The sequence below is a fragment of the Pseudostreptobacillus hongkongensis genome, from assembly GCF_001559795.1.
Lineage (GTDB): Bacteria > Fusobacteriota > Fusobacteriia > Fusobacteriales > Leptotrichiaceae > Pseudostreptobacillus > Pseudostreptobacillus hongkongensis.
In genome coordinates this window covers 1-15072 of sequence record NZ_LOHY01000143.1, presented here as the reverse complement: position 1 = coordinate 15072, position 15072 = coordinate 1, and the positions used below count along the sequence as shown (strand labels likewise).

Sequence of the window (15072 nt, the reverse complement as noted above, 5' to 3'; positions counted from 1 at the left end):
CTAAAAATATTTATGTACTATTCTTGATATATCATTATAGAAAACATACACCATAAGTAAAAGTAACAATCCTAAACCTATCATATGTAAGTATTCTTCAATTTTTTTATTTACTTTTATTCCAAAATATTCAAGTATAACAAATATTATTCTTCCCCCATCAAGTGCAGGTATAGGTAATAAGTTTAAAATACCTATATTTATAGATAATATTGCAAATAAATTAAATAAAACCATATATCCAGCTTGATCTACTATTTGTCCTACAACAGATGGAAGACCAACAGGTCCAACAAGTTGGTTGGCTTTTGCTGCTCCTGTTAAAAGCATCTTTATACCTAATAGAGTTTGATAAAATCCTCCTATAAATATTTTACCTACTAATTCAAATCCCTTACCTATAAAAAGTGAATAAAGTATAGCAGCTATAAAAGCTGTAGCAAAATTCATTATAACTCCTGCTGAAAGTACTATTATCTTTTGATATTTAGGATGACTCATAAATCCATTTTTGTTATACTCTTCTATTTCTTCATCTGTAAATTTTTCAAAGTCTTTATCATCACGACTTGCTTCTATCATACCATCTATAGAAACAAATCCTCCTATAGGTATTAATCTTAAACTATATTGAGTTGATCCTTTAGTTTTTTTGAATATCACAGGACCCATACCTATAGAAAATTCTGATACTGGCATACCAAAATATTTAGCTGTAGCAAAATGCCCTAGTTCATGTAGAAATATTATTAATCCCAATATCAATAAAGTTATAACTACTATCATTATTTTTTCTCCATTTCTATTTTAACTCTTCTATTTATCTGATTAATTATCATTTTATTCTTTGTATACATAATATTATCTTCTTCAATAATAACTAAATCTTTATCATCTACAAGTAATATAAATTCAGATGAATCAAATTTTAAAACTTCTATACCTTTTTCTTGTATAACATAATCTAATTTATTTTTTATTACTTCATCATTTATATTACCAAATGTTACAATATTATTTTCTACATTATTTAATATCTCAATAATAATATATCTAATATTATCTATCCTATCTATATTATATATATCTTCAAAATTATATTCATTATACATAGATGATAAAGTTATTTTTAAATTATCTATTTCATCATTTAATTCTTTTCTTTTTAATTCTAGAAAAACTATAGGATTGATAACTTTATAATTTTTCCTATCATCTATTGCTGGTAATAATTTTACTATACCTTGCTTTTCTAAATTATCTATACTATTGTAGCTACTTGATCTTGAAATATCAAGAAATTTAGCTATTTGAGTTGGATTTTCTCCAGGAAATTTTAATAAATGCAAATATATTTTTGACTCTATTTCAGTAAAACCTAGTTTTTTTAATCTCAAAATATCCTTATCATCCATTATTTAATCCCCATCAATTCTTGATAAGTTGTTTTAATATATGTATCAGTCATACCAGAAATATAGTCTGTTACAAATAATAATCTTAAGTACAATTTATAGCTAAATATTTTATCCTTATATTCTTTTTCAAGTCTTTCTTTTTGGTTTCCTTCTAATTGTTCTTGTTCAATTTTAAGGTTTAATTCTTTTAACATTTTATCTTCATACTTTTTAGAATATATACTATAAATTTGTTTTTGATTATCACTTAATAATATTCTATACTTTCTATGAAGTAAACTTTCATCTTCATATATAGTATCAAAATATATTATTGCATTAACAAATTTATTAAGTAAGAAATCTATAATTATATTACCAGATATTTCCATTTTATTATTGTTTCTTGAATCAAATATATATTTTTTTGACATAGCTTTTAAAAACTTAACTATATCTAAATCATCATCATTTGAAAGTAATTCTTCTTTAAAGTTTCCACTCATTATATCAGAATAATTGTCTATAAATTTCTTAACAACATCTTTTATTATTAATCCTTGTATAGATATTATCCATCTTGTAGCTGCATAGCTATGTGAAGATATATACTCATTCTTTTTACCATCTTGTCTATATTTCTTTAATCTATCATAAAATATATTCCCTTCATTAAATCCAGCTTTTTCTAATTCATTAATAAGGTTATAGTAAGTTATATATCTCTTTTTAATTCCATCTTCTATATCAGCTGTTGCATAAGCTATATCATCTGCTGCTTCAAGTAAGAATGTAAGTGGATGTCTATATATCTTATTTTTTTGCTCATCATAAGTTCCAGTTGATTTAACAACTTTATAGAAAATATCTTCTTCTGAATAAAAATATCCCATCTTCTTATCTTTAATATTTCCACTATTCTTATCTATATCAAGTGATGACACAGGATATTTTATTAAAGTATTTAAAAGTGCAAATGTTAAATTCATTCCATTTTCATCAACTACAAAATGTAATTTTTCAACTACACGTATTGCTTGTGCATTACCTTCAAAATTAATGAAATCTGAACACATATGAGGTGTTAACCATTCCCCAAGTTTTTTAATTTCACCTTCTTCATTTTTAACATCTATTTTAAATAGATTCTCTTTAAACCATATTCTAATAGAATCTTCTCCAAAATGACCAAACGGTGGATTACCTATATCATGTATAAGAGATGCTGATGATAATATATTTGTAATTGCATTTAATTCTTCATACCCAAAATCATCATCAAGATTTTCTTCTATTATTCTTTTACCTATAGATTGAGCTATTGATTTAGCAAAAGAAGATACCTCAAGAGAATGAGTAAGTCTTGTTCTTACAAAATCATTTTCTTCAAGTGGAAATGCTTGAGTTTTATCCTGAAGTCTTCTAAATGAAGGTGATGATATTATTCTATGATAATCTTTTTCAAAATCATTTCTTACATCACTTGCTTTTATTCTACTTCTCTTTCTTATTGTGTTTGTTGATAATAGTTCTTTCCAATTCAAACTTTATCCTCCTTTATTAATCTACTATTCTTTTTAACCATTTTTCTTTTCTATATCTTAGTATTAAAGGGAAAAATATTACAAACTCAGATATACAGCTAAATAAATACATATATGGTATATCAAAGTTTAAATATCTTGCTAGAAATACTAAAGGTACAGCTATTATCCACATAGATACCATATCACATGCTACACCATAATAAATATCTCCACCTGCTCTTAATATTCCTACTACAAATAGTAAGTTTAAAGCTTTAAATAAAATAAATAAGCTTTCTACAAATATTACTTTTCTTGTCAGTATATTAAGAATAGAACTTACTTGCATCAAGTTAAGCAAAGGTATAGCTAAAATATTTAATATTATTGATGATAATATGCCTAATAATACCATAAGTTTAATACAAACTATTGATGCATTTTTTGCCTTTATTAAATCATTTGCCCCTAATTCATTCCCTATTATGACAGCTGATGCATTTGAAATACCACTAAACATACTAAATAGTATAGATGTTATAGTCCCTGCTGTTACAATCGAGGCAAATTCTACTGTACCAGTTTTACTATATATCATCATTTTAGTATTATATGCTAAAACCCAAAAAACTTCATGTAGAAAAGTAGGAAAAGATATTACAAGTATAGATTTAACTAAATTCATTTCTATATTAAACATTTCAATATTTTTTGAAGCTATAGGAAATTTATTTTTCTTAACTATGTATATCATATATATCAAAGCAAAAATTCTTGCAATTACAGTCGCTATTGCTGCTCCTTTTACACCTAATATAGGTATAAGTAAAAGATTTCCTATAAAGTTTACGCCAAGACCTATAAAACTTGAATAAAAAGCATATTTAGATTCATTTATAACTCTTAATTGCATAGAAAATGCCATACCAAGCCCAGCAAGTGGGAAAGTTAAACAAGATATTCTAAAGTAATTATTTGCTTGAATTAATGTGTTTGTATCATTAGTATATAACCCTATTAAAAAAGTAGGATTAAATATCCCTATAAGAACAAAAGGTATTGATATTAAAAGTGAAGCTATTAATAGGAAACCTAATATTTTATTTAAATTTTTATAATCCTTATTACCATAATACTGAGCTGATAAAACACTAGCCCCACTAAAAAGCCCAAATAAAGAAACCATAAAAACAAAAAATATTTGATTAACAATTCCAAGACCTGCTACAGCAACAGTACCTAAACCTAAAGAAACATTTTCTTTTCCAACCATAAAATTGTCTATAAAGTTAACCAAGTTATATACTAAATTTTCAAGCATAACAGGAATACCTATTTTTAAAATTCTTTTATACATTTCTTTATTTTTAGTCATCTAGATCCTTTCCATTTTCAAATTCTATAAAAATTAAAAGGTGATCTGAAACATATTTCCTTATTTCTTTATAATTATCTTTTGTATAATCATAAACTCCATATCTCTTAGTCCATTCTCTTAATTTACTTCTATTAAAAAATATATTATCATAAGAATTTGCAAGTCTTGATTCAGATATAGTTGTTTTATCTACATTAGGATTTAAAACTTCTTTTACCTTATATTCATCTTTAAAATATTTAAACGCATGTGAATTAGCGGGTAAATTAAAATCACCTAATAAGATAATATCTTCTTCATGAGTTTTATCTTTAAAGTATTTATATACTTTATGATATCTACTTGCTTCTATTTCACGTTCTGATTTACTATTACCAAATATAGAATGAGCTGTTATTAAAACAAAATCAAAGTTATTAGATTTAACATATACTGCATAAGGTTCTCTTATGAAATCTTTTGATTTACCATCTTGATAAAGACCTAAACTTTCAATTTTATCTATACTCCCCTTTTTATATATAAAAGAATAATACTCTTTATATTCTTTACTTCCAACTGGTTTTTCAGATATCACATATCCCCATTTTTCACCAGTTTTTTTCTCAATTTCATTTTTTAATCTATCAAGTCCTTCTCTATTCATAACCTCTTGTAATGCCACTATATCAAATTTAGATATAATTTTTGCAACTGCACTAAGGTCTTTTTCATTTTGACCCAAACGCATAGTATTATAACTTCCTACAAGTATAGGTTTTGAATAAATAAGTTCTGAATAAATTAAAAAAAGAAACATAATAAACAACCTTTTCATTTAACCCCTCCTTCACATAATTAATTAGCTCTTTCTATATATTCACCAGTTCTTGTATCAATTTTAATTTTATCTCCTATATTACAGAATAAAGGTACTTGTAATTGATAACCAGTTTCTATTGTCGCAGGTTTAGTTGCTCTTCCTATTGTATCACCTTTTAATCCAGGTTCTGTATATGTTATTTCACGTATTACAGTATTAGGTAATTCAACCCCTACTGGACGTTCTTCATATAATAAAACTTGTATAACCATTTCATCTACTAAGAAATCAACAGCATCTCCTAAATCTTCTTCTGTTAAAGTTAATTGATCAAATGTTTCTTGGTTCATAAAGTAAAATTCACCATCCATTTGATATAAGAATTGCATTTGAGATCTATCAAGAACTATGTCATTCATCATTTCTGTAGATAATACTGTTATTTCTTGTACTTTTCCACTAATTAAGTCTTTAATCTTAAATTTCATTTCTGCTGCACGAGCTTTTTTACCAGATGTTGATTGGTGTCTATCTGCTTTTAAAATTAAATAAGGTACTCCTCCTTTTTCATAAGTACTACCTTGTCTTAATTCCATTGCTGCTTTCATTTATTTTCCTCCTTATAATTTAAAGCGTAATTTAACATCCTAAATTATACTATATTTAGTTATTTTTTTCAAATTTTTATTCAGTGTATAATATATTGCATTTGAAACTTATCAGTAACATTTATTTACTTTTATCAAATTTTTGTGGTACAATATACTAAAATAAATTGTTTAAGAAGAACGAAAAATGAAAGATATAATTTTTTTCGTTTCACAAAAAATAGGTAGAGCATTTATGTTACCAATAGCTGTTTTACCTATGGCAGGTATCTTAATTGGAGTTGGTGGATCATTTACAAATCCAGTTCTAATTAAAATATATAACCTTACATTTTTAGAACCTGGAACACCATTAAACTACGTTTTAGTTTTATTCTCTAATGTAGATAAATATAAAATTATTATCATTGTCTAAAACTAATATTTCTCCATTTGAAAAAAATATTGCATTAATTAAAGTACATTTAAGTTCCCTTACAATTCCATTTACATTCATAATCAACAACTGCTTTTATATAAAATCCAATTTAATTTATACACAATTTAAATATATGATTTATTAAGAATATATCACAGTATAAAACAAAAGGAAATTTTTATAGATAATTTATAAATAAATATCATATTTATTCTCATTTTATTGATTTTTTTAGCTATTTAATATATAATAATATAAAAAGGACAAGGAGACCACTATGGATATCCATCACTTAAGAATATTTTATGAAGTATGTAAAAATAAAAGCTTTACAAGAACTGCAGAAAAACTCTATATAAGTCAATCTGCTGTATCAATACAAATTAAAAAACTAGAAACTTCTCTTCAAACTCAATTAATTGAAAGAAGTTCAAAAAATTTCAAACTTACTTATACAGGACAAGAATTATACAAATTAACTGAAGAAATTTTTGATAAATTTTTAAGAGTTGAAAATGAAATGAATAAGCTAATAAACAGTAAAAAATCTAAAATAGTAATAGGTGCAACTCATAATATAGGTGAACCTGTATTACCTAAAATTATTACTGAATATGTAAAACAATATCCTAATATAGAATTTGATATATATATCAAAAATAGTAATTCTTTAATCAGATACTTAAAAGAAGGAACTATAGATGTTGCTTTAATGGAAGATGATCTCTTTGAAGATAGAAGTTTAAAATTCATTCAATCTGAAGAGTACCCTTTCGTTGTAATATCTCCCCCTGATATTAAAGATATTGAAGATATAAAGAAATTAAATGTACTAAAAAAAGATACACCTAATGCAATTAAATATTTAGATAAATTCGAAGATATTATAGGTCATTATTTTGAAAATAAAACTATAGTAAATGGTAGTAATGAAACAATAAAAAATCTTATTATGAACAATATGGGACTTAGTGTTTTACCCTACTACTGTGTATACGAAGAAATAAAGGCTGGAAAAATGAATCTTGTGCATGCGTTTGAAACTAATGAAGATAAATTCTATATAGCATTCTTAAAAGAAAATGAAAAAAAGGAATGGATAAGTAATTTCTTGAAATTTATGAGAGAATATAATATTAATTATGAATTTGAAAGCTTGATAAATAAAAACAAATAAATAAAAAATATCGGGGTGCCACGTGCTGAGATTATACCCGTTTAACCTGATACAGATAATGCTGTCGTAGGGAAGTATTTTTTAATATACAAATTAAATTTTAACTTCCCAGAAAGGAAGTTTTTTTTATGCGAAAATTTTTAGATAAAATTTTAAATTATTACTTAATTATAATAATACTAGTTTTTTGGCAATTATTATCTAGTTCAAAAATAATACCAAAATTTTTACTACCTTCCCCATTTGATATATTAAATGCTTTAAAGGTAGATTTTAATTTAATCTCTAACCATATGAAATATACAATGTTTGAAGCTATAGCAGGTCTTGTTATAGGATTAATTATAGCATTTATTTTATCTATAATTATGGATAGATTTGATTTTATATTCAAAACAACTATGCCTGTACTTGTAATAAGTCAGACAATACCTACTGTAGCAATAGCTCCCCTATTAGTATTATGGCTTGGTTATGGTATGAGTTCAAAAATAGTTTTAATAACATTAACAACTTTTTTCCCTATAACAATTTCTTTACTTGATGGTTATAGATCTGTATCAAAAGATAATATAATATTACTTGAATCCATGGGGGCAAGTAAATTCCAAGAATATATATATGCAAAATTTCCAAGTGCCCTACCTAGTTTTTTTGCAGGACTTAGAATATCTGTTTCTTATTCTATAATTTCTGCCGTTGTTGCTGAATGGATAGGAGCTTTTAATGGTCTAGGAGTATATATGATGAGAGCAAAAAGGGCATTTGCATATGATAAAATGTTTGCAAGTATCTTTTTAATATCACTTATTAGCTTAGTTTTAATTTATTTAGTTTCTAAAATAGAAAAATATATAATAAAATGGGAGGAAAAATGAAAAAGTTTTTAACATTTATTTTTATGCTAATCTTAGTATTTAGTTGTGGAAATAAGAATGAAACAAAAAGTAATGAGGAGTCTAAAGAAAAAATTCATATAGTTCTTGACTGGACTCCTAATACAAATCATACTGGGTTATTTGTAGCTCAAGAAAAAGGATTCTTTAAAGATTTAGGACTTGATGTTACTATAGATCAAGCACCAGAAGGAAGTACTACAGCTTTAATTGCAAGTGGAAAATCTCAATTTGGTATAAGTTTCCAAGATACACTTGCTAACTATTTTAGTAGTGATGAAAAAGTTCCAGTTATTGCAGTTGCTGCTCTTCTTCAACATAATACTTCAGGACTTGTTTCACTTAAAGAAAAAAATATTACTAGTTTTAAAGATTTAGAAGGAAAAACTTATGCAACTTGGGAAGATCCTATTGAACAAGCCATGCTTAAATATTTAATGAGTAAAGAAGATGCTGATTTTTCTAAAGTTAATGTAATCCCTTATTCTTGGGACGTTATTCGTGCATTAAAAACTGAAACTGATTCTACTTGGATATTTTATGCATGGGATGGAATATCATTAGAATATAACAATATTCCATTTAATTTTATGGAAGCTAAAGTTGTTCCCGAACTTGATTACTATACTCCTGTACTTATAGCTAATTCAGATTTTGCAGAAAAAAATCCTGAGGTTACTAAAAAAGTATTATCTGCCATTAAAAAAGGTTACCTATATTCTATAGAGCATGTAGATGAAGCTGTTGATATTTTACATAAACAAGCTCCTGAACTTGAAAGAGATTTTTTAGTTAAATCACAAACATGGATAAATAATCAATATGTTGACAAAGATGTTCCTTGGGGAAAATTTGATTCTAATAGATGGAATAATTTCTATAGCTGGTTGTTTAATAATGGTATAATTAAAAAATCTATAGATAAAGATTACGGATTTACAAATCAATATTTAGAGGATTAGTATGTTAAAATTAGAAATAGAAAATTTATGTATAGAATTTGAAAATAAGGTCATAGTTAAAGATATAAATCTTAAGGTTAATAAAGGCGAACTAGTTAGTATAGTAGGTGTTTCTGGTACAGGAAAAAGTACTATATTTAATGCTGTTGCCGGACTTATATCACCTAAGTATGGAAATATCTACTTAAATAAAGAAAATATAGTTAATAAAAAGGGCAAAGTAAGCTATATGTTACAAAAAGACTTACTTCTACCTTTTAGAACTACTATAGATAATATTGCTCTACCCTTATTAATAAAAGGAGTTAATAAAGAAGAAGCATATAAAAAAATTAATAATTATATAGATAAGTTTGGATTAAAAAATCAAGAATTTAAATATCCAAATAAATTATCAGGTGGGCAAAGGCAAAGAGCTGCATTACTTAGAACATATATGTTTTCTAGTGATATGATATTACTTGATGAACCATTTTCAGCACTTGATTTTATCACTAAAAAGAATATACATAAATGGTATATGGATATACGTAAAGAACTTAATTTAACCACTTTACTTATAACCCACGATATAGACGAAGCTATATATCTTTCTGATAAGATATCTATATTAGCTTCAAATGGAGAATATTCAACTCTTAGTAAAGAAATAGAAATTAATCTAGAAAATAGAGATAATACTAGTCCAGAATTTAATAATATTAAAAGAAAAATTTTAAATTTAATGCATATAGAATAAAAAACTAAACAACACCCTTTAAAGAGATTGCTTAATTGAGTAATCTCTTTATTATTTAATCATTTCCTAATTTACAGACTTTTTTAGATATTCTCAATAAAAAGAGATTGCCCTATAAAATAACAAGCAATCTCTATAAAAATTTTTTAAATTATTGCGTACATTTCTTTTGCATATGTTCTAAATAAACGCTTCTTTTTAACTTACCCCCATCTCAAAGGCATAAGGTACGTATTTACCTGATTTTGTTTTGATTGATTTAATAATTTTTTCTACTTCATTTGCATCTTCAAATGTAAAATCTAATCTTAATTCATCTAGATTAAGCGAATATATCAAATCAAGTTTAGGTATTAAATTCATAGGCTTATTTAAATATAGCTCTAAATTATCTAGCTTATTTTTCACAACTTTATATCTATCAAAATGTTCACCTTGAATTTCTTTATACTCTTTCTTATCTATTGTATGTTCTATATACATAGTTTTAAGATTTCCATATATAACAAGACCTCTTTTCAAAGATCTATTAGTCATAAGTTTTAACTGCTTATGATTTAATTCAGGAGATAAAAATACAGTCTCTATATTAGGAAATTCCGAATATACATCAACGCTCATATTATTAAATACATTAAAATTCCAATTTATACTTTGATTTTTAAGACCTAGTTCCTTTCCCTTAATTAATTGATAAAGATTTGAAACTAAATTAGTATTTTGATTTAGTAATTTATTATCCATATTTTTTTGTTTAGTTATATCAAAACCTTCTCTGTATATTTTTGTTATACCATTTCTTATACAAGCATCTTCTTGTTCCTTTGTCCTAACTAATGCTGAAAACACAGGTTGTATACACTCTTCTATTTTAGGATATTTAAACTCTATCAATTCTCTTTCTTCATGTTTATATGAATCTACTAATTTTTCACCTAGTTCATTAATTAGTTCTCTTTTAATTTTTTTAATTTGACTAAATGGTATAAAAGCTTTTCCATCATAATCTATAGATATATTTTCTAATTTAAAATCAGTATCTCCTATTTCACTTAACTTAGTAGATATATCTTCTATACTTATTTCTTTTTTAGAAATTTCAGTTAATACATCACCAATATATTCAGCTTTTATTTCTTTTTTAAAATTATTTAAAGTATAGAATTCCACTTTTAAAGGTTCATTCAAATATGCATAAACCTTAGAATCTATTCCCTTATATCTTTTAACAACTTTTATATCACTATGTATTCTATCATTAATATCTTTAGAATAATTTTTATAAATATACTTAGTATTTTTAGGGATATTAGGTAATGTTATAGTATCATTTTTATTAGCTTTATTTACCTTACTACCATTTAACAGTATCTTATTTACATATTCTCCATCTAACTTTTCAAAATATTCATTAACAAACTGTATACCATCTCCTAATACCAATTCATCTAATAATTTTATAGTATTATTGTTGTTAACTCTACCCAGTAAATATCCAAAATTTGATGAATATTTATGATTCATTAACTTGTCATCTAAATAGAAATAACCCTTAGAATAACCTCTATTAAATAACTTATAACTTTCACTTTTTCTATCTATTCCATTTAGTATGTCTTTATAATACGAAACTGTTTCATAAATATATTCAGGTTGTTTTTTTCTTCCTTCAACCTTAATAGCATTTATTCCTATAGCTTTTAATTTATCTATTTCTTCTTTTTCTAATAACTGATCATTAGGTGATAAAAAATATGAAAGTTTTCCTTCTTCATCTTTGAATTTTTTTCTACAAGTGTATGCACACATACCTCTATTTCCACTTCTACCCCCTATAAAACTAGAAACATAACAATTACCTGAATAAGATATACACATAGATCCAGAAACAAATACTTCTAATTCTATATCAGTATTTTCTCTTATTTCTTTTATCTCTTCAAAAGAAAGTTCACGTGCAAGAACTACTCTTGATAATCCTAATTCTTTTAAATAATTTGCTTCTACATAATTAGCTACCGTCATCTGTGTACTTCCATGTAATACAAGATCAGGAAAATTAGCTTTTAAAAATTTGATTAACCCCATATCTTGAACTATTACAGCATCAACCCCATGTTCATATATAGGTTTAAAATTTTTATAAACTGATTTTATTTCCATATCTCTCATGATAGTATTTAAAGCAAGTAAAACTTTAACACCTTTTTTATGTGCATAATCTATACCAGCTTTTAATTCTTCCATACCAAAATTATCATTATTTCTTCTAGCTCCAAATCCTTTTAACCCAAGAAAAACTTCATCTGCACCTGCTTTAATAGCTGCATCTAATTTTTCAAAATTTCCTGCTGGACCAACAATTTTCATATAACACCTCTAATCATTATAGTCTTCCTTGTAATTAGGTTCAATATGATATATAACCTTTTTTATATTAGAAAATCTATATTTTATTTTTTTCTCTGCCTGTTCTGCTATTTCATGAGCTTGTTCCAAAGTTAAACTTGAATCAAGTCTAATATCTGCTATTATATATATCTTTTCTCCTATTCTTGTCATATATACATCATGAATATTTTCTATACCTTCAACCTTTAAAGTTAATAACTTTACATTTAATAATAAATTTTCATTTTGAGAATCCATTAATATCATAGCATTTTCTTTAACTATATTATATCCCTGTATAATCAAATATCCTGTTATTATTATAGATAATACAGAGTCTATACTATTATTTATATACTTACTTGATATTACACCTAATATTACTGAAGTAGATAAAACTATATCCACTTTATAATCCACAAGTAAAGTTGTTAAAAGCGATGATTTATATCTTTTATGAAAAGATCTAATATATACATACTGCAATAGTTTTAATATTACTAAAGAAATTAATACAACCAATAATACTCCAAAATCATCACTAAATTTAATTTCTTTAATATTTATTAAATTTAAAACTCCTGATTTTAAAACATCAAATGAAGATATGATAATTATTATACCTATTATTAAACTAAATATAGAAGCAACCTTACCATGTCCAAAAGGATGATCTTCATCACTAGGTTCTTTTTCAATTTTTGCACCTACTAATATCAAAATATTATTAATAAAATCAGAAAATGAGTTAATAGCATCTGCCATTAGTGAATTAACATTAAATATATACCCTGCAATAAATTTAAATATAGATAAAACTATATTTATACATATAGATATTTTATTTACATGTATAGTTGCATTAATATGTTCTATCTCATCTTTTATATCTAATCTAACATATTTATTATTAATCTTTATAAAATCATTTTTTTCTAAAAAATTATCTATTCTTTTATGGTTCAATACAATTACATCTTTAAAATCTGAATTTATACTGTCATAAATAGCATAATTAAGTAATCTTGATCCATATCCGGTATTTCTAAATTCTTTTTTTATGTATATTTCTTCCACTATTAAATCTTTGTCTTTTGAAAAGACTAAATATCCAAAAATTCTATGTTCAAATGAAATAGCATAATATATGTATTCCCCTAAAGGTACTTTTTTAAATTCAAATAAATCTTCATAATTTACTTTTTCTATTTTCATATACCCTCCTCCTTATAATAAAAAAAGCTAGAAAATCTAGCAAATGCCATACATTAATTAATCGAACTTTCCCAACATCGGTTTCTTATACCACAAGCTCAAAAATAGCACCCCTATAAACCTAAAAATCTCAACTTAATGCTGCTTCATTCCTGACCTGACATGATTCGCTGAATTTTTACAATATAGGACTATTTTCTCAACACCTATGATACAAGGCTTAAACACCAGAATTGCCCTCAAAATTAATATAATCCCTGCTCAAGCGGACTTCAGGTACAAGGACCCGCTACTCCCCCGATTTGTATGGCATAATTATTCTAACATTTTTAAGCTTTTTTTTCAAGTTTTATTTCTTTTTTAATTTATGAATTAATTCAATAACTTTATCCATAGAATAATTACTTGCTAATTTATCCATATTTTCTACTAATTTATTATACTCTTCTTTATTATTTAATAAATTTAACAACATATTTGGTAGATCTTCTAATTCTTTTACTTCTATTGCAAGTCCAGCTTCAGTTAAAATATCAATATTTTCCTTTTCTTGACCTGGTATATAGAATGGCAATAACATAGGTAATCTTTTTGTTATTGCTTCAGTTGATGTTAGACCACCTGGTTTTGTTATTATTAAACTTGAATTATCCATTATTTCATTTATTTTATCGATAAACCCATAAACTTTTAATTTACCTTCAGAAATCTCACTAGCATACTTATTTTCTAATTCTAATTTTAATTCTTCATTTTTACCACAAACTATATTTAAATATAAATCTAAATTAGAATTTAATATTATTTCAGAACAGTCCTTTATTCCTTCAAGTCCCATTCCTCCCCCCCCATAATTAGAACACTAAATTTATCTAAATTATTTCTTTTTGTCTGACTAAATATTTTTCTTATAGGTATACCATATAAGTATATTTTTTCTTTATCTATCCCCTTTTCTATTAAAGTTTTATTTGTAAATTCAATTCCAGTAATATATGCATCTATTTCTTGGTCTATGTATATATAATGTGCATTAAAATCTGTAACAACTTGCACAAAAGGTATATTCATTCCATATTTCTTAATTTGTGAAAAAACTAAAGGAACCGAATATGGATGAGTTGATATTATTAAATCAGGATTTTCTTCTTTTAAAATAACACGTATTCTATTTTTACTTGACACCATTAACTTTCTCATTATATCCTGAGTTAGTTTATAATGGGCAGTATTATATATCATTGAATATGTTTGTGGCATATTTTTTACTAAAAATGTTTGCCCCTTATCAAAAAATGAACTTGTAAAACTTTTTTTAGTATTACCTTTAAATAAGTCCACAACTTTTACTTCATTACCATCTTTTTCTAATTCATATTTTAAATTTCTTGCTGCCTGATTATGTCCATCTCCAGTTGTTGCTGTAAATATTAATATTTTCATATATATTTCCCCCAATATATTATTATAAATATAGAAGTTAAATACTTCATTCATTTTATAATACCATTTTAAACTTTTTTTTACAATAAACTTTATTTAAATTTGTATATTAAAAAAACA

General features: G+C 25.0%; 14 protein-coding genes, 1 other RNA gene, 1 pseudogene and 1 riboswitch. Of the genes and pseudogenes, 5 read left to right on the top strand and 11 right to left on the bottom strand.

Annotated features, from left to right (window positions below; translation table 11 throughout):
• From AYC59_RS06815 to efp, 6 genes are read right to left on the bottom strand one after another with little or no spacing between them, the layout of a single operon-like run.
• Entirely contained in the window at window positions 1-786 is a 786-nt protein-coding gene (locus AYC59_RS06815) for a site-2 protease family protein (protein ID WP_066896781.1), read from the bottom strand.
• Complete coding sequence (locus tag AYC59_RS06810) at window positions 786-1415, bottom strand: TrmB family transcriptional regulator (RefSeq protein WP_066896778.1); 630 nt, start codon at window positions 1413-1415, stop codon at window positions 786-788. The genes AYC59_RS06815 and AYC59_RS06810 overlap by 1 nt, the downstream gene beginning before the upstream one ends.
• Complete coding sequence (locus AYC59_RS06805) at window positions 1415-2941, bottom strand: deoxyguanosinetriphosphate triphosphohydrolase (RefSeq protein ID WP_066896775.1); 1527 nt, start codon at window positions 2939-2941, stop codon at window positions 1415-1417. Before AYC59_RS06805 ends, AYC59_RS06810 begins: the two co-directional genes overlap by 1 nt.
• A 16-nt stretch (window positions 2942-2957) precedes the next feature.
• Window positions 2958-4298 carry an MATE family efflux transporter gene (locus tag AYC59_RS06800; RefSeq protein WP_066896763.1) on the bottom strand — a complete coding sequence of 447 codons (1341 nt, stop codon included), beginning with the start codon at window positions 4296-4298 and terminating at the stop codon, window positions 2958-2960.
• Complete coding sequence (locus AYC59_RS06795) at window positions 4291-5118, bottom strand: endonuclease/exonuclease/phosphatase family protein (protein ID WP_066896761.1); 828 nt, start codon at window positions 5116-5118, stop codon at window positions 4291-4293. The genes AYC59_RS06800 and AYC59_RS06795 overlap by 8 nt, the downstream gene beginning before the upstream one ends.
• 20 nt (window positions 5119-5138) lie before the next feature.
• Window positions 5139-5711: an elongation factor P gene (gene efp, locus AYC59_RS06790; RefSeq protein WP_066896759.1), complete on the bottom strand. Its 573-nt coding sequence runs from the start codon at window positions 5709-5711 to the stop codon at window positions 5139-5141.
• A 187-nt stretch (window positions 5712-5898) separates the two neighbouring features.
• On the opposite strand from efp, the pseudogene AYC59_RS06785 reads away from it, so the two are divergent.
• The 5 genes and pseudogenes from AYC59_RS06785 to AYC59_RS06765 form a co-directional block, all read left to right on the top strand.
• Window positions 5899-6096, top strand: a pseudogene (locus AYC59_RS06785) (PTS transporter subunit EIIC); the annotation flags it as partial.
• A gap of 310 nt (window positions 6097-6406) precedes the next feature.
• Window positions 6407-7306 (top strand): LysR family transcriptional regulator, encoded by a 900-nt coding sequence (locus AYC59_RS06780; RefSeq protein ID WP_066896755.1) that lies wholly within the window; start codon window positions 6407-6409, stop codon window positions 7304-7306.
• Window position 7307: 1 nt separating this feature from the next.
• Window positions 7308-7397, top strand: a riboswitch (TPP riboswitch).
• A 37-nt stretch (window positions 7398-7434) separates the two neighbouring features.
• On the top strand, window positions 7435-8184 hold the full coding sequence (locus tag AYC59_RS06775) for an ABC transporter permease (protein ID WP_066896753.1): 750 nt from the start codon (window positions 7435-7437) through the stop codon (window positions 8182-8184).
• The gene (locus AYC59_RS06770; RefSeq protein WP_082752738.1) at window positions 8181-9164 is read left to right on the top strand and encodes an ABC transporter substrate-binding protein; all 984 of its coding nucleotides are present in this window, start codon (window positions 8181-8183) and stop codon (window positions 9162-9164) included. Before AYC59_RS06775 ends, AYC59_RS06770 begins: the two co-directional genes overlap by 4 nt.
• A gap of 1 nt (window position 9165) precedes the next feature.
• Entirely contained in the window at window positions 9166-9903 is a 738-nt protein-coding gene (locus tag AYC59_RS06765) for an ABC transporter ATP-binding protein (protein ID WP_066896749.1), read from the top strand.
• A gap of 198 nt (window positions 9904-10101) precedes the next feature.
• Here AYC59_RS06765 and AYC59_RS06760 read toward each other — a convergent pair whose 3' ends face one another.
• The 5 genes from AYC59_RS06760 to AYC59_RS06740 all read right to left on the bottom strand — a co-directional run bounded on the left by AYC59_RS06760 (window position 10102) and on the right by AYC59_RS06740 (window position 14952).
• Window positions 10102-12273, bottom strand: coding sequence for a peptidase U32 family protein (locus tag AYC59_RS06760; RefSeq protein WP_066896746.1), 2172 nt, complete (start codon window positions 12271-12273; stop codon window positions 10102-10104).
• Window positions 12274-12282: 9 nt separating this feature from the next.
• Window positions 12283-13509 carry a GNAT family N-acetyltransferase gene (locus tag AYC59_RS06755; RefSeq protein WP_066896743.1) on the bottom strand — a complete coding sequence of 409 codons (1227 nt, stop codon included), beginning with the start codon at window positions 13507-13509 and terminating at the stop codon, window positions 12283-12285.
• 46 nt (window positions 13510-13555) lie between these two features.
• Window positions 13556-13819: signal recognition particle sRNA large type (ffs, locus tag AYC59_RS06750), an RNA gene on the bottom strand.
• 39 nt (window positions 13820-13858) lie between these two features.
• Window positions 13859-14347 carry a glycosyltransferase gene (locus AYC59_RS06745; RefSeq protein WP_066896741.1) on the bottom strand — a complete coding sequence of 163 codons (489 nt, stop codon included), beginning with the start codon at window positions 14345-14347 and terminating at the stop codon, window positions 13859-13861.
• Entirely contained in the window at window positions 14329-14952 is a 624-nt protein-coding gene (locus tag AYC59_RS06740) for an MGDG synthase family glycosyltransferase (RefSeq protein WP_066896738.1), read from the bottom strand. The genes AYC59_RS06745 and AYC59_RS06740 overlap by 19 nt, the downstream gene beginning before the upstream one ends.
• Window positions 14953-15072 lie beyond the last annotated feature (120 nt).